We start from the raw sequence: 21,158 nt of genomic DNA, 5'->3' as shown, positions 1-21,158 counted from the left end.
ATGGACTGGCTGCGCGCCTCGGCGGTCCAGCAAGGCCGTGCCATCATGGCGGGGCTTCTGGACCCGATCGACCAGACCGAAGCCTATCTCGAGGCCGCAAGAAGCCATCCCGACGGCAAGCGCATCTATGCCCGTCTGACCTTCTCTCGCGCCCGGTCCGAGGCGATCGCGGCCCATGATCGCGCCAAGGCCGAATTGCGGCACGGGATTCTCGACGGCGTGGCGATCAGCTGGAAGGACAACATCGACAGCGGCGGCACGGTGACCGAGGCGGGATCGAAACTGCTCGAGGCGCGGGTGCCGCGCAAGGATGCCACGGTTCTGGCTCGGGCCGCGCGCGGCGGCCTGGTCTGCCTTGGCAAGACCCAGATGAGCGAGCTGGCCTTCTCGGGGCTGGGCCTGAATCCGATGACCGCAACCCCGCCCAATGCGCTGGACCCGGCGCTTGCCCCGGGCGGATCGTCGTCGGGTGCGGCGGTGTCGGTCGCGCTGGGTCTGGCGGCGGCGGCGATCGGGTCGGATACCGGCGGCTCGATCCGGGTGCCGGCGGCGTGGAACGGGCTGGTCGGCTTCAAGCCGACCCACGATTCGGTCCCGGAGAAGGGTGTCGTTCCCTTGTGTCGCAAGTTCGACGTGGTCGGCCCGATTGCCCGCAATGTCGAGGATTGCGCCGAGTTGCTGGCGGTCATGACCGGCGAAAAGCCGGTCGATCTGAACGATTCCGGTGTCGGTGGGCTGCGGCTCATGGTGCTGGACGGACTGCCCTTCGAGGATGCCGGCGAAGGCCCGGTGACCGCCTTTCAGGACGCCGTCGACCGGCTGGCCCGTGCCGGCGCGAAGGTCACCCATGTCGCGACCGAGTGGCTGGACAAGGCCATGGACCTGTCGCCGCAGCTGTTCGCGTCCGAGGCCTATGGCATCTGGCGCGCGCAGATCGAGGACGCGCCGGAACTGATGTGGAGTCCGATCCTTGAACGATTCCGTGGCGGCTCTGGGGTCAGTGCCCCCGACTATGTCGCGGCATGGGAGCAACTGATCCGCATCCGCCGCAAATGGATCAAGGAGGTCGCCTCGGTGCATGACGCGGTGCTGCTGCCGACCGTTCCGATCCTGCCGCCTGACGCCACGCGGCTGATGGAGGACGACGACTATTACGTGCATGCCAACCTGCTGACGCTGCGCAATACGCGGATTGCCAATCTTCTGGGCCTGCCTGCCGTGTCGCTGCCCACCGGGTATCCCGGTTGCGGGATCATGCTGATGGGGCATGCCGGTCGCGACCGGCATCTGCTGCGCGTGGCGGCGGGGGCCGAGGCGGTGTTGGACGCCCACTGAGCCCGCGCTGCATCACCGCTGCGCCCCGACCCGGCTTTCGCTGGACGCAAGCCTGCGTTCACGCTAGACTTTATCGCAATAACGGGGCCAAAGACCCCGAAGCGAGGCAGTAATGGCAATCCCCGAGCGGTTCTCGAACCTGCCGGATTACGCGTTCCCGCGCCTGCGGACGCTGTTGTCGGGTATCGAACCCGGCCTTAAGGCCGGCGAGGCCCCGATGGTGATGACCATCGGCGAGCCGCGCCATGCCATGCCTGATTTCGTCGCCCGCGTGATGGCCGACAATATCGGCCAGTTCGCGAAATATCCCCCGAACGAAGGCACGGCCGGATTGCTGGACGCCATCGGCGACTGGCTTGGCCTGCGCTATGGCATCGAGGTCGGGCGCGACCGGATCATGGCGCTGAACGGCACGCGAGAGGGGCTGTTCAACGCCGCGCTGGCGCTGTGTCCGGAACACAAGAACGGCCGGCGTCCGGCGGTGCTGCTGCCGAACCCGTTCTATCAGGTCTATGCCGTGGCGGCCGCGGCGGTGCAGGCCGAGCCGGTTTTCGTGCCCGCGACGCCGGCGACCGGAAACCTGCCCGACTATGCCGCGCTGCCCCCCGAGTTGCTGGAGCGCGTGGCGATCGCCTATCTGTGCTCGCCCGCCAATCCGCAAGGCGCGATTGCCGGGCGCGATGATCTGGAAACGCTGCTGACGCTGGCCGAGCGCCACGATTTCCTGGTGTTCGCCGATGAGTGCTATTCCGAGATCTATCGCGATGCGCCGCCGCCCGGCGCCTTGGCGGTCGCGACCGGGATGGGGTTGGCCGACCGGGTCGTGATGTTCAATTCGCTGTCCAAGCGCTCGAACCTGCCGGGGCTGCGGTCGGGTTTCGCTGCCGGAAGCACCAGCAATATCGCCCAGCTCCGGCGGCTGCGCAGCTATGCCGGGGCTCCGCTGCCGCTGCCCGCGCAGGCGGTCAGCGAGGCGGCCTGGCGCGACGAGGCGCATGTCACGGCCAGCCGGGCGCTGTACCGGGAAAAATACGACATCGCCGACCGTGTGTTGGGCCAGGTGTCGGGCTATCGGCCGGTCGAGGGCGGGTTCTTCCTGTGGCTTCCGGTCGCGGATGGCGAGGAGGCCGCCATGCGACTGTGGTCCAGGGCAGGCATTCAGGTCCTGCCCGGTGCCTATCTGTCGCGCGACGTGGGCGGCCAGAACCCGGGACGCGGCTTCATCCGCGTGGCGCTGGTCGCCACGCCCAGAGAGACCGAGGCCGCGCTGACGCGGCTGCGCGAGGTATTGTATGATGACGATTGAGTGCGGGGAAGGATAACGGCATGGCAAGCTGGCAGGCGAAGCATCGCGATCCGCTGTTCGATCAGAACACTCAGGCGGCGCTGGAACGGCGCGGCAAGGAACTGGCTGGCGCCGGTCTGCTGGTGCTTGGCACCCTGATCGCGATGATGCTGGGCAGTTGGTCGGCCGATGACCCCAGCTTCCTCAGCGCGACCGACGCCGCCGCCCAGAATCTTCTGGGCAGCTTCGGGGCTTATATCGCCTCGCCCCTGATGATGATCGCCGGATACGGGTCGTGGGTGCTGGTGCTGGCCGCCTTTGGCTGGGGTTTCCGGCTGATGTTGCACCGGGGCGAGGATCGGATCATGCGCGGCATCTTCACGCCGATCGCCGTGGCGCTGGTGTCGGTCTATTGCAGCACGCTGACGCCCGGGGCCGCGTGGCAGCAGAGTTACGGCCTTGGCGGGCATTTTGGCGACATGATGATGGGCGCGATGCTGAACGTGATCCCGCTGAAGGCGCAGATCGCAATCCGGTTGGCCGCGCTGATCGCGGCCCTGGGCGCGGTCGGCATCGCGATCTTCGTGCTGGGCTTCGACCGCACCGAGACGCGCGCGATCTGGCGGCGTTTCCTGATCGGACTGGTGACGGCCTATGATCTGGCGCGGCGGATCGCCTTGCTTGGCGCGCGGGCCGGGGCCAGCCTGTTGCAGCGGCTGCGCCGTCGGCACGACCGGCCGGGCGCACGCGCCGACGCGCCCTCGGCGGACCCTTCGCCGGCGACGCTTTTCCAGCGGCGCAGGGCGCAGCGGACCGAGCCTGACTATCTTGAGCTGGAAGAGGACATGCCCGAACCCGAGCTGATCGAGCGCGATGCCGATTACGACGGAGATGCCCCCTCGGCAGAAGAAGTCAGCGGCCGCATCAGCGCGGCGATTCGCAGCCGTGCGGGCAAATCCTCGGTTCTGGCGGCGGTCGCCGCACGGTTGGCCCGCGAGGGCAACCGCGATGTCCGGCGCACCGATCCGCCGTTGCGGGGCGACCCCGCAGCCGAGGACGAGGCATTCGACATCGAACCGGCGGATCCCGCCCCGTTCGGCGCCGACCGGCAACGCGTTGTCGTGCCGCCGATGCGCAAGCCTGCCGCGACGACATCGAGACAGGCCCGCGCCGAGGCCGAGCCGCAGTTGCGTTTCGACGAGGTCGAGACGGAATACGAGCGCCCGCCCCTTGCGCTGCTCAGCGCGCCTCTGGACAGCGACCGCACGCAGATTTCCGAAGAGTCGCTGATGGAAAACGCCCGGATGCTGGAGGCGGTGCTGGACGACTATGGCGTGAAGGGCCAGATCACCGAGGTTCGGCCGGGTCCCGTCGTCACCCTTTACGAGCTTGAACCCGCGCCCGGATTGAAGGCCAGCCGCGTCATCGGACTGTCCGACGATATCGCGCGGTCGATGTCGGCGCTGTCGGCGCGGGTCTCGACCATGCCGGGCCGCAGCGTGATCGGGATCGAACTGCCCAATGCACGGCGCGAAAAGGTGCTGCTGCGCGAGATCTTCGCCAGCCGGGCATTCGGCGACGGCACACAGCCGCTGCCGCTGGCGCTTGGCAAGGATATCGGCGGCGATCCGATCGTGGCGAATCTGGCCAAGATGCCGCATCTGCTGATTGCCGGGACCACCGGCTCGGGGAAATCGGTCGCGATCAACACCATGATCCTGTCGCTGCTCTACAAGCTGACGCCCGACGAATGCCGGATGATCATGATCGATCCCAAGATGCTGGAACTGTCGGTCTATGACGGCATCCCGCATCTGCTGTCGCCGGTCGTCACCGATCCCAAGAAGGCCGTCGTGGCCCTGAAATGGGTCGTGGGCGAGATGGAGGACCGCTACCGCAAGATGTCCAAGATGGGCGTGCGCAACATCGAGGGCTATAACGGCCGCGTCCGCGAGGCGCTGTCGAAGAACGAGATGTTCAAGCGCACCGTCCAGACCGGCTTTGACGAGGACACCGGCGAGCCGATCTTCGAGACCGAGGAGTTCCAGCCCGAGACCTTCCCCTATATCGTCGTGATCGTCGACGAGATGGCCGACCTGATGATGGTGGCGGGCAAGGAAATCGAAGCCTGTATCCAGCGTCTGGCACAGATGGCGCGGGCCTCGGGGATCCACCTGATCATGGCCACGCAGCGGCCGTCGGTCGATGTCATCACCGGGACGATCAAGGCCAACTTCCCGACCCGGATCAGCTTCCAGGTCACGTCCAAGATCGACAGCCGCACCATCCTGGGCGAGCAAGGCGCCGAGCAGCTTCTGGGGCAGGGTGACATGCTGTATATGGGCAACGGCGCACGGATCACCCGGATACACGGTCCCTTCGTCAGTGACGAAGAGGTCGAAGAGATCGTCACCCATCTCAAGTCCTTCGGTCCGCCGTCCTACAAGTCCGGCGTCGTCGAGGGGCCGGACGAGGAGAAAGCCGACAATATCGACGCCGTGCTGGGCCTGGGTGGCGGCGAGAACGGGGATGACGCGCTTTACGATCAGGCGGTGATGATCGTGGCGAAAGATCGCAAATGCTCGACCTCGTATATTCAGCGCAAGCTCGCGATCGGCTATAACAAGGCCGCAAGGCTGGTCGAGCAGATGGAAGAGCAGGGCGTGGTGTCCTCGGCGAACCATGTCGGCAAGCGCGAGGTGCTGGTGCCGGAGGTCTGAGACGGGCGACATGACGATCTGGAACATCCATCTGCTGAACGCGCGTCTCGATCTGACGCGCGTTTTGCCTGACATCCGGGCCGCCGCACGCGAGGCGGTCGCAGCGGTGTCCGAACATGCCGATCTGCCGCCCTTCGATCTGGTCGTGCACGGCCTGCCTGGCGGCGGCACCATCGAATGGGGCGTCGCCGGCGACGCGCCGTCACCGGGGCTGGTGCGGATCACGCTGAACCCTGACCGCTTCGATCCGGCGCCCCTGATCCGCACGCTGGTGCGGAGCATGCATCACCTGATCCGCTGGGAAGGGCCCGGCTATGGCCGTTCCCTGGGCGAGGCGCTGGTGAGCGAGGGGCTTGCGGGACATTTCGTGGGGCAGGTTCTGGGCGGCAGGACCGATCCCTGGGATGCGGTGACACCCGCGCCGGGTCTGGCCCGGCGCGCGCTGAACGAATGGGCGCGGCTGGACTATGACCACGCCCGGTGGTTTGCGGGCAAGGGCGACATCCGCAAATGGACGGGCTATGGGCTGGGCCACCGGCTGGTCGTCGAGCATCTGGCCCAGAACGTGGATCAGGACCCGGTCACCCTGGCGCAGGCCAGGGCCGACATGTTCCGTCCCGCCATGCGTCGGCTTGTCGGCACGGACGGCCAGCCAGATGACGAACCGACCGACGAGACCGTTCTGCCACTGCCGGAACCGGAACCGGAAGCAGACCGGCCCGACAGGGCACCCGACGAGCCCGCAGATTGATCAGGCGCTAGCGTCGGCGCAGGGCCAGGCCGGCACCCATCGCAAGCCCCGCCGCCGCGCCCCCCAGATGGGCCTGCCAGGCGATCGCGGGCACCAGCACGGTGATCGCCACGTTCAGCGCGACGATCAGTGCCACGCTGCGCCACATCTGCCCCATGTTCCGGCCGCGGCGGTGTCCCTCGATCGCGGCGTATCCGACCAGCGCGCCCGCGATCCCGAAGACCGCGCCCGAGGCGCCGATCATCGGCCCCGCCTGCGGCTGCATCGCCGCGAAAAGCCCCGCTGCGGCGACCTGGCTGACCAGATAGATCAGCGCCATCATCCCCGAGCCGATCAGCCGGCCAAGTTCGCGCGCGACCACCGCCAGCGAGAGCATGTTCATCGCCAGATGAAGCAGCCCGGAATGCAGCAGGCCGTAGCTCAGGAACATCAGCAGCGGCTGACCGGGATACAGGCCATAGCCCTCATGGATCAGCGGCGACCAGAAACCCGCCAGCATCAGGCTGGCCTGCCGCGCGGCCGGAAAACCCGCGACCAATGCCAGCTGCAGCACCAGCTCGATCGCGCAGCATGCCAGGATCACGCCCGTCACCCAGCGCGGCACCCGAGGTGGCGCGGCGCGGTGCCTGCGAACCAGCGGGATGCGGTCAGTCATCGGCCTTGATCTGACGTGCCTCGTCGATCAGCATGATCGGGATGCCGGCCCGGATCGGGAACGCCAACCCGGCGGCCTTCGACACCAGCTCCTGTCGTTCGGCATCGTAATGCAACGTCGCATGGGTCACGGGGCAGACAAGTGCCTCGATCATGTGACGGTCGAAGCCGTGACCTTTCCGATCCTCGCTCATTGCAACCTGTCCTCGTCATCGCCGCCGCGCAGGGCGTATTCAAGCAGTCCCTGCAGCAATTCACGCCGGTCGGCCAGGGTCGGGCTTTCCAGCAGAGCCTGCTTGTCGCCCGAGGAAAAGGGCAGCATCATCGCCAGCGAATTGATCAGGGTTTCATCCTCGGCGCGGGCCGCAGCCTCCCAGTCGGTCGACAATTCGTGCGCGTCCATGTAGCGCCGAAGCATCTCGAACAGCGCATCCCGGTTCAGATCGGGATCATGTTCCGGTCCCTTCAGGTCGCGGCCGAAGCTGTCCCAGGCGACAACGCCCTGCACATAGGGCGCGAATCCCTCTTGCGTGTCGCTGAGCCGAAAGCGGGAAACGGCCTTCAGCGAAATCATCATCCGCCCGTCATCGGTTTCCGAGAATGCCACCATGCGCCCTGCCGTGCCGATCGCTGCAAGGCCGTCGCCCTCGGGCTGGATCATGCCGATCAGCCGGTGTTCGGTCTTGAGCGTATCTTCCAGCATCTGCAGGTAGCGCGGCTCGAAGATATGAAGCGGAAGGCGGGTACGCGGCATCAGCACTGCGGATTCCAGTGGAAACAGCGCGATCCGTGTGGGCAGATCGAAATGCGGTCCCATCAGGCGAAGATCATCGAGGACAGCCGGCGGCGACCCTTCTGACCAAGCGGATCGGTGGGCTTGAGGCTGTCGAAAATGGTCAGAAGCTGGGCCTTGGCCGCACCCTCGTTCCACTCGCGGTCGCGGCGAAAGCTGTCCAGCAGGACATCGATCGCCTCTTCGACCCGGCCAACCGCATGCAGGGCCTGCGCCAGTTCCAGCCGCGCCTGCTGGTCGCCCGGATCGGCATCGACGCGGGCCTGCAAATCACCCAGCGGACCGGCGGTTTCGGCCTGCTGCGCCAGTTGCAACTGCGCGCGGGCGGCCTCGACCGGGGCGGTATGGGTGGCCGACGCGGGAACCTGCTGCAGGGTCGAGGCGGCGGCCGCTGCGTCGCCTGCCGCCAGATGGGAACGGATCAGTCCGCCCCACGCCTCGGCGCTCTCGGGGTCCTCGCCGATGATGGCGGCAAATGTCTCGAGGGCGTCGCCGAAGGCGCCCTCGTCCAGCATCGCCTCGGCTGCGGCCAGCGCATCGGCCAGCCCGCCGTCATCGCCGGAAAGCGCCGCCAGCTTTTCCACGAACTGCTTGACCTGACTTTGCGGCACGGCGCCCTGGAACGCATCGACCGGCTTGCCCTGAAAGAACGCATAGACCGTCGGGATCGACTGCACGCGCAGCTGGCCGGCGATCGCCTGGTTCTCATCGACGTTCACCTTGGCCATCTTCACCCGGCCCTTGTGACGCGCAACCTCGGCTTCCAGTTGCGGTCCCAACGTCTTGCATGGCCCGCACCAGGGCGCCCAGAAATCGACGATCACGGGGACCTGCATGGACGCCTCGACCACCTCGGCCATGAAATCGGCCTCGGTCACGTCCTTGATGAAATCGTCGGTCTTGGGGGCGTCCTGCGCGCCATCGAAAAGCATCGTCATGTCATTCCCATTCGGTTCGGGCCAACAGGCCAGAGTCAGTTCGGTTCGTCAGCAATATGGGGCGACAGCCGGCCGAACGAAAGGGCGGATGATCGGCGCGGGCCAGATCGCGGCAATCAGACGCGCCGCGAGGTCACCCGCGGGCCTGCTGCCGGAGCGGCGTCGCGCAGATCATCATCCCGCCCGGCCGACCGTGCCGCAGCCCGGCGCAAGTCGCGCGGACCGCAGGCCTGGATCAGACCTGCAGGTCAAAACTTGCCAGGACCGGCACATGGTCGCTGGGTTTCTCCCACCCGCGCAGATCGCGCAGCACGCGGCTGCCGTGGCCGGCGTTGGCGATATCGGGGCTGGCCCAGATATGGTCCAGCCGCCGACCACGATCCGAGGCGTTCCAGTCGCGGTTGCGATAGCTCCACCAGCTGAAAAGCCGGCCTTCGGGGATGTCCTGGCGGGTGATGTCCACCCATTTGCCGGCGTCCTGAGCGTCCAGCAGATGTTCGACCTCGACCGGGGTGTGGCTGACGACTTTCAGCAACTGCTTGTGCGACCAGACGTCATCCTCGCGCGGGGCGATGTTGAAATCACCGACCATGATGGCCCGCTGAGGAAGTTCGGCATGAAAGACGTCGCGCATCTCGGCGACGAAATCCAGCTTCTGCCCGAATTTCTCGTTCAGCTTGCGGTCCGGGACATCGCCGCCCGCGGGGACATAGATATTGTGAATGGTGACGCCGTTCTCGAGTCGCGCGGCGACGTGGCGGGCATGGCCCAGTGCCCCATAGTCGCGGGCGCCCGCATCCTCGATCGGCAGCCGCGACAGGATCGCGACCCCGTTATAGCCCTTCTGCCCGCGCGCCACGACATGCCGGTAGCCAAGGGCACGAAACTGTTCCAGGGGGATCTTCTCGACCGGCGACTTGCACTCCTGGAGGCACAGGATGTCGGGGGCCTGTTCGCGCAGCAGGCGGGCGACAAGCGTCTCGCGCAGGCGGACCGAGTTGATGTTCCAGGTCGCGAGTGTGAACATGGGCGGGCTCCTTTGGGTGCGGACCCTAGCGGCGGGTGCCCGGCGTGTCGAGCCAGCCGTGCCGCGCCGCCGCAATGAGTTCTTGGTGATCGCCGGTCAGGGCACTAAGCATTTGAAAAGCGAAGCTGGACAGGAGGCAAGGCGATGCAGATGACGGTCGATGAGGCGCTGTCGCGCGGCGGAACCGGGCGGTTCCAGTGGCGGCTTCTTGGCATCTTCGGCCTCGTCTGGGCAGCGGATGCGATGCAGGTTATCGCGGTCGGCTTCGCGGCCCCTTCGGTCGCGGTGACCTTCGGGATCGACCGGGTGACGGCCTTCCAGATCGGCACGATCTTCTTTCTGGGAATGTTTTTCGGGGCTTGGGGGTTTGGTCGGCTGGCCGACCGGTTCGGCAGGCGCAACCTGTTGATTCTGACCGTGCTGATGGACGCGGTCTTCGGACTGGCCTCGGCCTTTGCGCAGGACTTTACCGTGCTGCTGGTGCTGCGCTTTCTGACCGGAGCGGCGGTCGGCGGCACACTGCCGGTGGATTACGCCATGATGGCCGAGTTCCTGCCACCCCGGAACCGCGGCCGCTGGCTGGTCTGGCTTGAAGGATTCTGGGCCATCGGCACGATCATCATCGCCCTGACCGCCTGGATCGCCGCTGCCAACGGGGCTGTCGCGCCGTGGCGGTGGATCTTTGCGGTGGCTGCCATTCCGGCGACGATCGGCATCTTCCTGCGGCTTTGGGTGCCCGAATCGCCGATGTATCTGGCCCGAAACGGGCGCGAGGACGAGGCCAGGGAAGTCGTGAATCGCGTGCTGATCGGAAATGGCGTCCAGGCCCTGCCCGACGATGTCCGGCTGGTCCCCGCAAGCGTTCCCGCCGGCGCCGATCGCTCGATCTTCTCGGACACCCTGAGACGGCGCACGGTCGGCGTCATGGCGGTGTGGTTCCTTGTGTCACTTTCCTATTACGGCGTCTTTGTCTGGGTGCCTGGACAGCTGGCGACCGAGGGATTCGGCTTCGTGCGCGGCTACGGCTTTCTTGTCGTCCTGGCGCTGGCGCAGATCCCCGGCTATGCGCTGGCCGCCTGGGGGGTCGAGGCCGTGGGGCGGCGAACCACGCTGATGGCGTTCCTGATCCTCAGCGCGGCGGGCTGCATTCTGTTCACGGTTGCGTCGGGCACGGTGATGGTCGCCGCCTCGCTGATCCTGATGAGCTTTGCGCTGCTGGGCACATGGGGCGCGCTGTACGCCTTCACACCCGAGCTTTACCCGACCCATCTGCGCGGCACCGGCATGGGCACGGCCAGCGCGATGGCGCGGCTTGGCGGCCTGCTTGCGCCCAGCCTGCTGGCCATCGCCTTCGCGCGCAGCTTCGGGTTTGCCATCGGCGTGTTTGCGGTGCTGCTTCTGCTGGCGGCCGCGGCGCTGCTGCTGGTCAAGGCCGAAACCCGCGATCAGGCGATCGGCTGAGGCACGAAACCACAGCGGCCCCGTGCCCGTTATGTCTGGAACAACAGGAGGAAGCGATGGGCCAACTGGTCGAAGGCATCTGGAAGGACGATTGGTACGACACCGACGCGCATGGCGGCGAATTCGTCCGCGACACCGCGAATTATCGCAACTGGGTAACGGCGGACGGCGCCGCCGGACCCTCGGGCGAGCGTGGCTTCAAGGCCGAAAGCGGGCGCTATCATCTCTATGTTTCCTATGCCTGCCCCTGGGCGCATCGCACGCTGATCTTCCGCGCGCTCAAGGACCTTGCGGACCATATCGATGTCTCGGTGGTGCATCCCGACATGTTGAACGAGGGCTGGGAGTTCAGCGACGACTTTCCCGGCGCGACCGGTGACCGGCTTTTCGACAGCGACTACATGCGCGATATCTACCTGCGCGCCAATCCCCGCGCCTCTGGACGTGTGACCGTGCCGGTCCTGTGGGACCGCGAGCGCGATACCATCGTGTCGAACGAAAGCGCCGATATCATTCGCATGTTCAACCACGCATTCGATGCCATCACCGGCAACGAGGATGATTACCGCCCCGAGCATCTGCACGATCGCATCGACGTGGTGAACGACCGCGTCTATGACACGGTGAACAACGGCGTCTACAAGGCCGGCTTCGCGACATCGCAAGCGGCATATGACAAGGCGGTCGCGCCGTTGTTCGACAGCCTCGACTGGATCGAGGGACTGCTGGCCGATCATCGCTACCTGACGGGAAGCGAAATCACCGAAGCCGACTGGCGCCTGTTCACGACCGTCGCGCGCTTCGACGCAGTCTATCACACGCATTTCAAATGCAACCGCCGGCGGATCGTGGACTATCCCAATCTCTGGGGCTGGGCGCGCGAGCTTTATCAATGGCCGGGGGTCGCGGCGACGGTCCGCCCGGATCATTTCGTTCGCCACTACTACTACAGCCACGACATGGTGAACCCGCACCGCATCATCCCCATCGGCCCCGACGAGGACTGGACCGCGCCGCACGGGCGTGGCTGAAAAAGCGAAACCCCGGCGCGGGAAACGCCGGGGAATCAGAGAGAGGTCACATGTGGCCGCATCCGCCGGCCACCGGGCTTCGGGGGGATAACGCGGCGCGTTCGGCCAGGTTCCCGAAATATGTCCCACACGCGGAATCGACGGGTGGAGGCATGGCCCAAGACGCGTTCCGACGACCGGGTCTTCGCGAGCGTCGGAGTTTTTCCGATCAGGCGACCAGCCGATAGCCACCCGATTCGGTCACCAGAAGACGCGCGTTCGACGGGTCGGGCTCGATCTTCTGCCGCAGGCGGTAGATATGGGTTTCCAGCGTATGGGTCGTCACGCCGGCATTGTAGCCCCACACCTCGTGCAGCAGCACATCGCGCGGCACCACACCATCCTGCGCGCGATACAGGAATTTCAGGATGTTGGTTTCCTTCTCGGTCAGCCGGATCTTGCGGTCCTTCTGATCGATCAGCATCTTCATCGCGGGCTTGAAGGTGTAGGGTCCAAGCTGGAAGATCGCGTCCTCGGATTGCTCATGCGTGCGCAGTTGTGAGCGCAGCCGGGCCAGCAGGACGGGGAACTTGAAGGGCTTGGTCACATAGTCGTTGGCGCCTGCGTCGAGGCCCAGGATCGTGTCGGCGTCGGTGTCGTGGCCGGTCAGCATCACGATCGGGCATTTCACGTTCAGCTTGCGCAGTTTCTTGCACAATTCGCGGCCATCGGTGTCGGGCAGGCCGACATCCAGGATGACCAGGTCGAAGATGGCGTTCTTGCTGGCCTCGACGGCCTCGGCGCCGCTGCCTGCCTCGATCACATCGAAATCATCGGTTGCGACCAGTTGTTCGGCCAGCGCCTCGCGCAGGTCTTCCTCGTCATCGACCAGCAGGATCTTTTTCAGTCCGGGCATGCTTGCCTCCGTTGCATCATTGCGTGAATGAGTGGGGGCGCAACGCCGTCCCGTCCAGCGACATGTCGAAATTCTCACATGGAGTTGTCGGGAAAAGCCACTATGTTTCAGTTTGTTTCAACTTTACGTGCCCGCCAAGGACCTGATGAGCCTGATCCCGACCCTTGCCGAAACCGTCTCGCGCGCCCGTGCTGATCTGCGCATGGGCCTGCCGGTGATGATCGGTGGCCATCTTGCCGCGGCGGTGGAAACCCTGTCGCCTGCCCGGCTGGCCGATATCATGGCGCTGGGGCGGCCGTTTCTGGCGATCACCGGGCGCCGGGCCGAGACCCTGAAGGCGCGGGCCTATGACGACGCTCTGGCGCGGGTGATCGTGCCGGCCGATGCCGATCTGGCATGGCTGCGCGGGATCGCCGATCCCTCGAACGACCTGCGGATGCCGATGAAGGGACCGCTGTTCACCGCCCGAGAGGGGGATGCGACCCCGCATCTGGCGGCGCTGGCGCTGGCCAAGTCGGCTCAGCTTCTGCCGGCCGTGCTGGTGGTTCAGGCCCATGCGCCCGCCGGCCTGACGGTGCTGGCGCCGGGACAGGTGCTGGCGCAGCTTGCCGGAGAGGCCGCGATGGCGCCCGTCGCGGTCGCGCGCCTGCCGCTGACATCGTCGGAACGCTCGCGGCTGCACATCTTCCGGCCCGACGATGGCGGTGCCGAACATTACGCCATCGAGATCGGCGACCCGCCCCGCGACACGCCGGTGCTGGCGCGGCTGCATTCGGCCTGCTTTACCGGAGATGTGCTGGGTAGCCTGAAATGCGATTGCGGACCGCAGCTGCACGCCGCTCTGAGCGCGATGGGGCAGGCCGGGGCGGGCGTGCTGCTGTATCTGAACCAGGAAGGCCGCGGCATCGGGCTGGCGAACAAGATGCGCGCCTACGACCTGCAGAATCAGGGCTTCGACACGGTCGAGGCGAATCACCGCCTGGGGTTCGAGGACGACGAACGCGATTTTCGCATCGGCGCGGCGCTGCTGAAACGGATGGGTTTCAGTGCGGCCCGTTTGATGACCAACAACCCGCGCAAGGTCGCGATGCTGGAAAGCCACGGCATCGCGGTGCCCGAGCGCGTGCCGCTGATTGCGCCGCGCAACCGCTTCAACACCGGCTATCTGGACGTCAAGGCCGAGAAGTCGGGGCATCTGCTGTGAGCCCCGCCGACCTGGTCCTGACCCCGCAGGGCGTCCGCTTTCGTGGCCGGGTCTTTCCATGCAGCATCGGAAAGACCGGCGTGACGACCGCCAAGCGCGAGGGCGACAAGGCCACCCCGGCAGGCGTCCACCGCGTCACCGGGTTGTGGTACCGTCCCGACCGGATCTCCCGGCCGGCCGCATGGGCGCGACCGATCGGGCCGGCCGATCTGTGGTGCGACGCGCCGGGGCATCCGCACTACAACCACCATGCCCGCGCCCCGCTGGCGGCCAGCCATGAACGGCTGCGCCGCGCGGACCCGCTGTATGACCTGATCCTGACGACCGACTGGAACTGGCCCGATGCGGTGCCCGGGCGCGGCTCGGCGATCTTCCTGCACCAGTGGCGCCGGCCGTGCCATGGCACCGAAGGCTGCATAGCCTTCGCGCGGGCGGATCTGATCTGGATCGCGGAACGCGCCAGTCCCGGCACGCGCCTGATCGTGCCCGCGCGCGCACAGGGAGGTGAGGTGACGGCTCAGCCGTAATCCCGTTCGCCGAAAATGGCCGAGCCGACGCGGATATGCGTCGCGCCCTCGGCGATCGCGCTTTCGAAATCGGCGCTCATTCCCATCGACAGCAGGGCAAGCCCGTTCTCGTCCGCCAGCCGGCGCAGCATGCGGAAATGCGGCACCGGGTTCTCGTCCTCCGGCGGGATGCACATCAGCCCCTCGGGCGTCAGCCCCAGTTCGCGGCACTGGTCCAGAAACCCCGGCAGTTCATCAACCAGGACACCCGCCTTCTGCGGTTCGTCGCCGGTGTTCACCTGGACGAACAGTTGCGGGTTGCGGCCCTGTTCGCCGATCTGGTGCGCCAGCTTGCGGGCAAGGCTGATGCGGTCCAGCGTGTGGATTGCATCGAACAGTTCGACTGCGGCCCTGGCCTTGTTGGATTGCAGCGGGCCGATCATGTGGACCGACACATCCTTGAAGCGCTTACGCCAGCCGGGCCATTTGCCCTGCGCCTCCTGCACGTAGTTCTCGCCGAAGATCCGCTGACCGGCCTCCAGCACGGCCTCGACCCGGTCGTCAGGCTGCACCTTGCTGACCGCGATCAGCATCACGCTGCCGGATTCGCGTCCGGCGGCCGTTTCTGCCGCGTGCACGCGGCGTGTGATGTCATCCAGTCCCATGGCGGCAGAAGACAAAAAGAAAAGAGCGGGCGCAAGGCCCGCTCTTTCCGAAATTCGGTGATCCGTGGGATCAGAAGTCGAAGCGCACGCCCATGTCGGCGGTCACACGCTCGTCGTAGCCGCGGTGAACCGATGCACCCAGGCGAGCGCCGCCCAGATCGTAGTTCACGCCGATACCGAACGCGTTGTCGGTATCATTGCCGGTCGCGTCGTTGTTGGCGACATAGGCTTCGATGTTGGTCATGCCATCGGCCAGGGTATAGTCGCCATACAGGGCGAAGGTCCGGCCCGCATCCGCTGCGGTGTCGTTGTCCGCATCGATGAAGTTCAGACCGACGCGAGCGTTCGGCATGACCGCATAGCGGGCACCAACAAAGTACACGTCGTTGTCTGCAATGCCCGATCCGTCCATCACGGCAGCGCCCGACAGTTCCAGACGGTCATTCCAGGTGTAGGAAGCCGAGATGGCGAACTCTTCGTCGTCGGTCAGGGCACCGGTCTGATCGGGATCGACATAGGACGCCATCAGGTTCACGTCGGCGATCGCGTATTTCACGGCAACGCCAACACGGTTCTCGTCGCTGTAAGCGCCGGTGTTGTAGGCGAAGAAAGAGCCGCGACGAACCAGGTCGCGATCAAACGAACCCAGTTCCGAACCGTACAGCAGCGCAGCCGAGTCGAAGGCGGTGTCGACGTTGCCGATTTCAACGGTCATGCCGCTGGCGGTGATGTACAGCTTGCCGGCGTTCAGTTCAGCCTGCTCGCCGCGCGAACCGCTGTTCTGGTCCCACTGGATGCGGAAGCGTGCGCCGAAGTCCACGCCCTGGTCGGTCGAGGTGGCGGCGTCGATGTTCATCCGCAGGCGCGAGATGATCTGGCTGTCGTTGTTGCCGCCCGTCAGCAGGCCGTCTTCGTAATAGATCACGCCGGTGCGGCCATAACCCGAGATGGTCACGTCGGCAGCAGCGACACCGGCGGTCAGAACCAGCGCGGTGGAGGCGATAAGAGCCTTTTTCATGGTGATGTTCCCTCTTGTCTCTCTGATGCCCAGAACGGATGCCCCGCTTTGGGTATGCATTCTGTTTCCCTCTTTCGTTCATTTGATGCAACGGATTCACCACAAGGCGAAAATCATTGGGCAATTCTGTGATGCACATGGGCCACACATTTCTGTGTGATGCCGACCCTCAGAGCCGGGGGCTGCCGCGCGGATCCTGCCAAGGCGCTTGTGGCAGCGGGGCGTTCCGGGCTAAAGCTGCCGATAACGCGAAGAACCGGGGGACCGCATGAAAACCGCACGCGCCACGCGCCTGATCATCGCAACGACGCTTTGCGCCGCGCTGGCCGCCTGTGGCGGCCGCGGCGGAGGGCGGGACACCGCCGCCGGAGACATCGATCGCGAATTGCGGCCCGACGCGCGGCAGACGACGATCTGGGATCTGTTTCGCAACAACGAGAATCCCAACGTCAATGTCGCGGTGAACAAGTATCTGTGGAACGCCAGCCTGGAAGTGCTGAACTTCCTGCCGGTTCAGACGATCGATCCCTTCACCGGCGTCATCGTGACCGGCTATGGCACCCCGCCGGGCGGCGGCCGGTCCTATCGCGCGACGATCAAGATCAGCGATCCGGCGCTGGACGCGCGCAGCCTCAAGCTGTCGCTGCAGGGCGCCGGCGGTTCGGCCATCGCGCCGGGCACCGTTCGTGCCGTCGAGGACGCGATCCTGACACGGGCGCGGCAATTGCGGATCCAGGACGGCCGCCTGTAAGCCATTGCACGGCTGGACCTGATCCCGCCGGGCCTGTAGATCCTTCGGGCAAGGAATGACGCCCGAGGTCCGCCCATGCCCTATGATCCCTCTACAGCCGAAGCCCGCTGGCAAAAGGCCTGGGCCGACGCCGGCAGCTTCACGGCCGTGCGCGATGCGCGCCCGAAATACTACGTGCTCGAGATGTTCCCCTATCCCTCGGGGCGCATCCATATGGGCCATGTCCGCAACTACACGATGGGCGACGTGGTGGCGCGGTTCAAGCGCGCCCAGGGGTTCAGCGTGCTGCACCCGATGGGCTGGGACGCGTTCGGCATGCCGGCCGAGAACGCCGCGATGGAACAGGGCGGCCATCCTCGTGACTGGACCTATGGCAACATCGCCACCATGCGCGAACAGCTGAAGCCCCTGGGTCTGTCGATCGACTGGAGCCGCGAATTCGCCACCTGCGACGATGATTATGTCGCACAGCAGCAGGCGCTGTTCCTGGATTTCCTCGATGCCGGGCTGATCACCCGCAAATCGGCGCAGGTCAACTGGGACCCGGTCGACATGACCGTTCTGGCCAATGAACAGGTCATCGACGGCAAGGGCTGGCGTTCCGGCGCGGCGGTCGAGCGCAAGGAGTTGACCCAGTGGTTCTTCCGCATCTCGGATTATTCTGACGAGTTGTTGTCGGCGCTGGACGGGCTGTCGGGCTGGCCCGACAAGGTGCGGCTGATGCAGGCGAACTGGATCGGCAAGTCGCGCGGCCTGCAACTTCGCTTCGAAACCGTCTTCGCGCCCGAGGATTTCGCCGAGATCGAGGTCTATACGACGCGTCCCGACACGCTGATGGGAGCCAGCTTTCTGGCGCTGTCGCCCGATCATCCGCTGGTCCGCGCGCTGTCCGCCGCCGATCCCGGTGTCGCCGCCTTCGTCGAGGAATGCCGCCGCGTCGGCACGACCGAAGAGGCGATCGAGACCGCGCCGAAGCTGGGCTTGGACACCGGCTTCAAGGTCCGTCATCCGCTTGATGCCGATTTGCACCTGCCGATCTGGATCGCGAATTTCGTGCTGATGGATTACGGCACCGGCGCGATCTTCGGCAGCCCCGCCCATGACGAACGCGACCATGAATTCGCCACCAAATACGGCTTGCCGATCCGTGCGACGTTCGGCGAGGCGGGCATGACGCGCGAACAGGCCGACGCGCTGGCCGCCAAAGGCCCTTATGTGCCGATGAAGTCCGAAACCGTGACCTATGTGCGCGGATTTGCCGGAGAGGCCGACCAGACTGGCGAATCGGCGGTCGATGCCGCCATCGCCCACGCAGAGGCGCATGGCTATGGCAAGGGCGTGACCAGGTTCCGCCTGCGCGACTGGGGCATCTCGCGCCAGCGCTATTGGGGCTGCCCGATTCCGGTCGTGCATTGCGACGCCTGCGGCACCGTTCCCGAGGCCAAGGCCAACCTGCCGGTGCTTTTGCCGAAGGATGTCAGCTTCGACCAGCCCGGAAATCCGCTGGACCGGCACCCGTCCTGGCGACGGACCAGCTGCCCGACATGCGGTGCCGCGGCGCTGCGGGAAACCGACACGATGGACACATTCGTCGATTCGTCCTGGTATTATGCCCGGTTCACCAGCCCGCATGCCGACACGCCGACGAACCGCGCCGACGCCGATTACTGGATGAACGTCGACCAGTATATCGGCGGCATCGAACACGCGATCCTGCATCTGCTGTATTCGCGCTTCTTCGCCCGCGCGATGGTCAAGACCGGCCATCTGCCGGACAGTGCGAAAGAGCCGTTCGACGCGCTGTTCACGCAGGGGATGGTGACGCACGAGATCTACCTGACCCGCGATCAGCGTGGCCGTCCGGTCTATCACCTGCCCGAGGACGTGACCGACGGAGGGCTTGCGGATGGAACCCCGGTCGAGGTCATCCCCTCGGCGAAGATGTCGAAGTCGAAAAAGAACGTCGTCGATCCGGTCAATATTGTCGCCAGCTTCGGCGCCGATACCGCGCGCTGGTTCATGCTGTCCGACAGCCCGCCCGAACGCGATGTCGAATGGACCGCCGCCGGGGCCGAGGCCGCGCACAAGTTCCTGTCCCGCGTGTTCCGGCTGGCCGAGGAGGCGCCCACCGATGGCGGCGACGACCCCGACCTGACCCGAAGCGCCCATCGCGCCATTGCCGAGGTCACGAAGTCCATCGAGGGCTTCGCGTTCAACAAGGCCGTCGCCAGGATTTACGAACTGGCCAATGCCATCGGCAAATCGAAGGCTGGCGGCGTGGCACGGCGCGCGGTGTTGCGGATCATGGCGCAGTTGATGGCGCCAATGGTGCCGCACCTGGCCGAGGACGTCTGGGCGATGGCCGGCGGCGAGGGCATGATCGTCGATGCCGGCTGGCCCAGGGCCGATCCGGCGATGCTGGTCGATGATACCGTCATCTTGCCGATCCAGATCAACGGCAAGCGCCGGGCCGAGATCAGCGTGGCCAGGGACATGCCCAAGGACCAGATCGAGGCGCTGGTGATGGCCGACGAAACCGTGCAGCGATTCCTTGAAGGCGCTGCGCCCAAGAAGCTGATCGTCGTGCCGGGCCGGATCGTGAATGTCGTCGCCTGATCGCCTGACCCGCCGCGCGGCCCTTTGTGGGCTGCTGGCGCTGACCGGCTGCGGGCTGACGCCTGTCTATGGGCCGCAAGGGGCCGGCACGCGGCTGTTCGGCAAGGTCCGACCCCGCGATCCGCAGACCTATCAGGATTTCGGCTTCAACCAGCGCCTGGCCGAACGGCTGGGACCGGATGGCGATGCGATCTATGACCTGGATTACCGTCTCAGCGTGGGCGTGGTGCCGCAGGCGATCACGCCGGACGAGGTCACGACCCGCTATTCGCTGAACGGCACCGCGGATTTTGCGCTGACCGACGCCGCAGGCCGTAAGCTGGCCGAGGGTCGGGTCAGCAGCTTCACCTCGTATTCCACCACCGGCACGACCATCGCCACGCTTGCGGCCGAGGGTGATGCGCGCGAGCGACTGGCCCGGATGCTGGCCGACCAGGTGGTCACGCGCCTGCTGGCGGCGGCCGCCAGTCTGCCGGAATGAATCTCAAGGGCGGAGAGATCGGTCGCTATCTGGCCCGGCCAGATCCTTCGCGCCCGGCCTTGCTGATCTATGGTCAGGACGCGATGCGGGTGGCGCTGAAACGCGCCGAGGCGGTCACGGCGCTGGTGGGCGAGAAGGCCGAGGAGGAGATGCGCCTGAACCGTCTGGCGGGGGCGGGGCTGAAGAAGGATCCTGCCGGGCTGATGGACGCGATCAAGGAAGTCGGTTTCTTTCCGGGTCCGCGCGTGGTTCTGGTCGAGGATACGCCCGACAGCGGCGCCGACGCGGTCAAGGCTGCGCTGGACGCCTGGCAACCCGGCGATGCCGTGATCGTGGTGACCGCGGGCGGGCTGGCGAAATCCTCGGCCTTGCGCAAGCTGTTCGAACCGCACCGCCTGGCGGTCGCGGCGCCGATCTACGACGATCCGCCGGGCGAAGAGGAAATACGTCGCTGGCTTGAGGCAGCCGGGCTGCGCGAGGTGCCACGCGAATCGATGCGCGATCTTGTCGCGTTGGCCCGGGCGCTGGATCCGGGCGATCTGCGCCAGACGATCGAGAAGATCGGTCTGTACAAATATGGCGACGACACCCCGCTGACCCCCGACGAGATCGGCTTGATGATGCCCGCCACGATCGAGGCCGATCTGGACGAGTTGCTGCATGTGGTGGCCGAAGGGCGGTCCGAGGAATTCGGCCCGCTGATGCGGCGAATCGAGGGGCAGGGGGTCACGCCGGTCACGTTGGCGATTGCCGCGCAGCGCCATTTTCGTGCGCTGCACCTGGCGGCGGCCGATCCGCAGGGGCCGGGCGCCGGGCTTGCGCGGCTGCGGCCCCCGGCATTCGGGCCTCGCCGCGATCGGATGACGAAGCAGGCGCAGGGCTGGGGCGCCGGGCCGCTTGAAGAGGCCGTTCGGGCATTGCTGGATACGGACCTGGCTTTGCGCACATCGACCCGCGCGCCGCATATGGCGCTGGTCGAACGGACGCTGATCCGGCTGGCGATGACGGCCCGAGGCCGGCGGTGACC

The 21,158-nt window shown here is 66.1% G+C and carries 20 protein-coding genes; 12 read left to right on the top strand and 8 right to left on the bottom strand.

The window, feature by feature from the left end; translation table 11 throughout:
- The 4 genes from L1965_RS10990 (at position 1) to L1965_RS10975 (ending at position 6,091) form a co-directional block, all read left to right on the top strand.
- Entirely contained in the window at positions 1-1,335 is a 1,335-nt protein-coding gene (locus L1965_RS10990) for an amidase (RefSeq protein WP_235756489.1), read from the top strand.
- Between the two features lie 112 nt (positions 1,336-1,447).
- Positions 1,448-2,641, top strand: coding sequence for an aminotransferase class I/II-fold pyridoxal phosphate-dependent enzyme (locus tag L1965_RS10985; protein WP_235756488.1), 1,194 nt, complete (start codon positions 1,448-1,450; stop codon positions 2,639-2,641).
- A gap of 20 nt (positions 2,642-2,661) precedes the next feature.
- Positions 2,662-5,340 (top strand): DNA translocase FtsK, encoded by a 2,679-nt coding sequence (locus tag L1965_RS10980; protein WP_235756487.1) that lies wholly within the window; start codon positions 2,662-2,664, stop codon positions 5,338-5,340.
- A 10-nt stretch (positions 5,341-5,350) separates the two neighbouring features.
- Positions 5,351-6,091 carry a DUF2268 domain-containing putative Zn-dependent protease gene (locus L1965_RS10975; RefSeq protein ID WP_235756486.1) on the top strand — a complete coding sequence of 247 codons (741 nt, stop codon included), beginning with the start codon at positions 5,351-5,353 and terminating at the stop codon, positions 6,089-6,091.
- A gap of 7 nt (positions 6,092-6,098) precedes the next feature.
- On the opposite strand, the gene L1965_RS10970 is transcribed toward L1965_RS10975, so the two are convergent.
- The 5 genes from L1965_RS10970 to L1965_RS10950 form a co-directional block, all read right to left on the bottom strand.
- On the bottom strand, positions 6,099-6,746 hold the full coding sequence (locus L1965_RS10970; protein ID WP_235756485.1) for a rhomboid family intramembrane serine protease: 648 nt from the start codon (positions 6,744-6,746) through the stop codon (positions 6,099-6,101).
- Entirely contained in the window at positions 6,739-6,939 is a 201-nt protein-coding gene (locus tag L1965_RS10965) for a Trm112 family protein (RefSeq protein WP_235756484.1), read from the bottom strand. The genes L1965_RS10970 and L1965_RS10965 overlap by 8 nt, the downstream gene beginning before the upstream one ends.
- Positions 6,936-7,562, bottom strand: a complete 627-nt coding sequence (locus L1965_RS10960) for an LON peptidase substrate-binding domain-containing protein (protein ID WP_235756483.1) — start codon at positions 7,560-7,562, stop codon at positions 6,936-6,938. The genes L1965_RS10965 and L1965_RS10960 overlap by 4 nt, the downstream gene beginning before the upstream one ends.
- Complete coding sequence (trxA, locus tag L1965_RS10955) at positions 7,562-8,476, bottom strand: thioredoxin (protein ID WP_439332083.1); 915 nt, start codon at positions 8,474-8,476, stop codon at positions 7,562-7,564. The genes L1965_RS10960 and trxA overlap by 1 nt, the downstream gene beginning before the upstream one ends.
- Positions 8,477-8,711: 235 nt before the next feature.
- Positions 8,712-9,503, bottom strand: a complete 792-nt coding sequence (locus tag L1965_RS10950; protein ID WP_235756482.1) for an exodeoxyribonuclease III — start codon at positions 9,501-9,503, stop codon at positions 8,712-8,714.
- A 144-nt stretch (positions 9,504-9,647) separates the two neighbouring features.
- Here L1965_RS10950 and L1965_RS10945 point away from each other — a divergent pair, with 144 nt between their 5' ends.
- Together L1965_RS10945 and L1965_RS10940 are read left to right on the top strand one after the other, a co-directional pair.
- Complete coding sequence (locus L1965_RS10945; RefSeq protein WP_235756481.1) at positions 9,648-10,964, top strand: MFS transporter; 1,317 nt, start codon at positions 9,648-9,650, stop codon at positions 10,962-10,964.
- 56 nt (positions 10,965-11,020) lie between these two features.
- Complete coding sequence (locus L1965_RS10940; protein ID WP_235756480.1) at positions 11,021-11,995, top strand: glutathione S-transferase family protein; 975 nt, start codon at positions 11,021-11,023, stop codon at positions 11,993-11,995.
- A gap of 208 nt (positions 11,996-12,203) precedes the next feature.
- On the opposite strand, the gene L1965_RS10935 is transcribed toward L1965_RS10940, so the two are convergent.
- Complete coding sequence (locus tag L1965_RS10935; RefSeq protein WP_235756479.1) at positions 12,204-12,890, bottom strand: response regulator transcription factor; 687 nt, start codon at positions 12,888-12,890, stop codon at positions 12,204-12,206.
- Positions 12,891-13,035: 145 nt separating this feature from the next.
- Here L1965_RS10935 and ribA point away from each other — a divergent pair, with 145 nt between their 5' ends.
- Both ribA and L1965_RS10925 read left to right on the top strand, forming a co-directional pair.
- Complete coding sequence (ribA, locus tag L1965_RS10930; RefSeq protein WP_235756478.1) at positions 13,036-14,094, top strand: GTP cyclohydrolase II; 1,059 nt, start codon at positions 13,036-13,038, stop codon at positions 14,092-14,094.
- Positions 14,091-14,621 carry a L,D-transpeptidase family protein gene (locus L1965_RS10925; protein ID WP_235756477.1) on the top strand — a complete coding sequence of 177 codons (531 nt, stop codon included), beginning with the start codon at positions 14,091-14,093 and terminating at the stop codon, positions 14,619-14,621. Before ribA ends, L1965_RS10925 begins: the two co-directional genes overlap by 4 nt.
- Here the strand turns inward: L1965_RS10925 and L1965_RS10920 are convergent.
- Complete coding sequence (locus tag L1965_RS10920) at positions 14,612-15,265, bottom strand: YggS family pyridoxal phosphate-dependent enzyme (RefSeq protein ID WP_235756476.1); 654 nt, start codon at positions 15,263-15,265, stop codon at positions 14,612-14,614. The two genes, L1965_RS10925 and L1965_RS10920, sit on opposite strands and share 10 nt — an antisense overlap.
- Positions 15,266-15,335: 70 nt before the next feature.
- On the bottom strand, positions 15,336-16,283 hold the full coding sequence (locus tag L1965_RS10915; RefSeq protein WP_235756475.1) for a porin: 948 nt from the start codon (positions 16,281-16,283) through the stop codon (positions 15,336-15,338).
- Between the two features lie 268 nt (positions 16,284-16,551).
- On the opposite strand from L1965_RS10915, the gene L1965_RS10910 reads away from it, so the two are divergent.
- The 4 genes from L1965_RS10910 to holA all read left to right on the top strand — a co-directional run bounded on the left by L1965_RS10910 (position 16,552) and on the right by holA (position 21,156).
- Entirely contained in the window at positions 16,552-17,034 is a 483-nt protein-coding gene (locus L1965_RS10910; protein ID WP_235756474.1) for a DUF3576 domain-containing protein, read from the top strand.
- A gap of 75 nt (positions 17,035-17,109) precedes the next feature.
- A complete protein-coding gene (gene leuS / locus L1965_RS10905) occupies positions 17,110-19,650 on the top strand; it encodes a leucine--tRNA ligase (protein WP_235756473.1) in 2,541 nt (846 codons plus the stop codon).
- Positions 19,637-20,131: an LPS assembly lipoprotein LptE gene (gene lptE, locus L1965_RS10900; RefSeq protein ID WP_235756472.1), complete on the top strand. Its 495-nt coding sequence runs from the start codon at positions 19,637-19,639 to the stop codon at positions 20,129-20,131. The genes leuS and lptE overlap by 14 nt, the downstream gene beginning before the upstream one ends.
- Positions 20,128-21,156: a DNA polymerase III subunit delta gene (gene holA / locus L1965_RS10895; protein WP_235756471.1), complete on the top strand. Its 1,029-nt coding sequence runs from the start codon at positions 20,128-20,130 to the stop codon at positions 21,154-21,156. The genes lptE and holA overlap by 4 nt, the downstream gene beginning before the upstream one ends.
- Positions 21,157-21,158 lie beyond the last annotated feature (2 nt).

Source organism: Paracoccus salsus (assembly GCF_021556615.1).
Taxonomy (GTDB): domain Bacteria; phylum Pseudomonadota; class Alphaproteobacteria; order Rhodobacterales; family Rhodobacteraceae; genus Paracoccus; species Paracoccus salsus.
The sequence above is the reverse complement of the archived record's forward strand: the minus strand, read 5'-3'. Positions and strand labels throughout refer to the sequence as shown.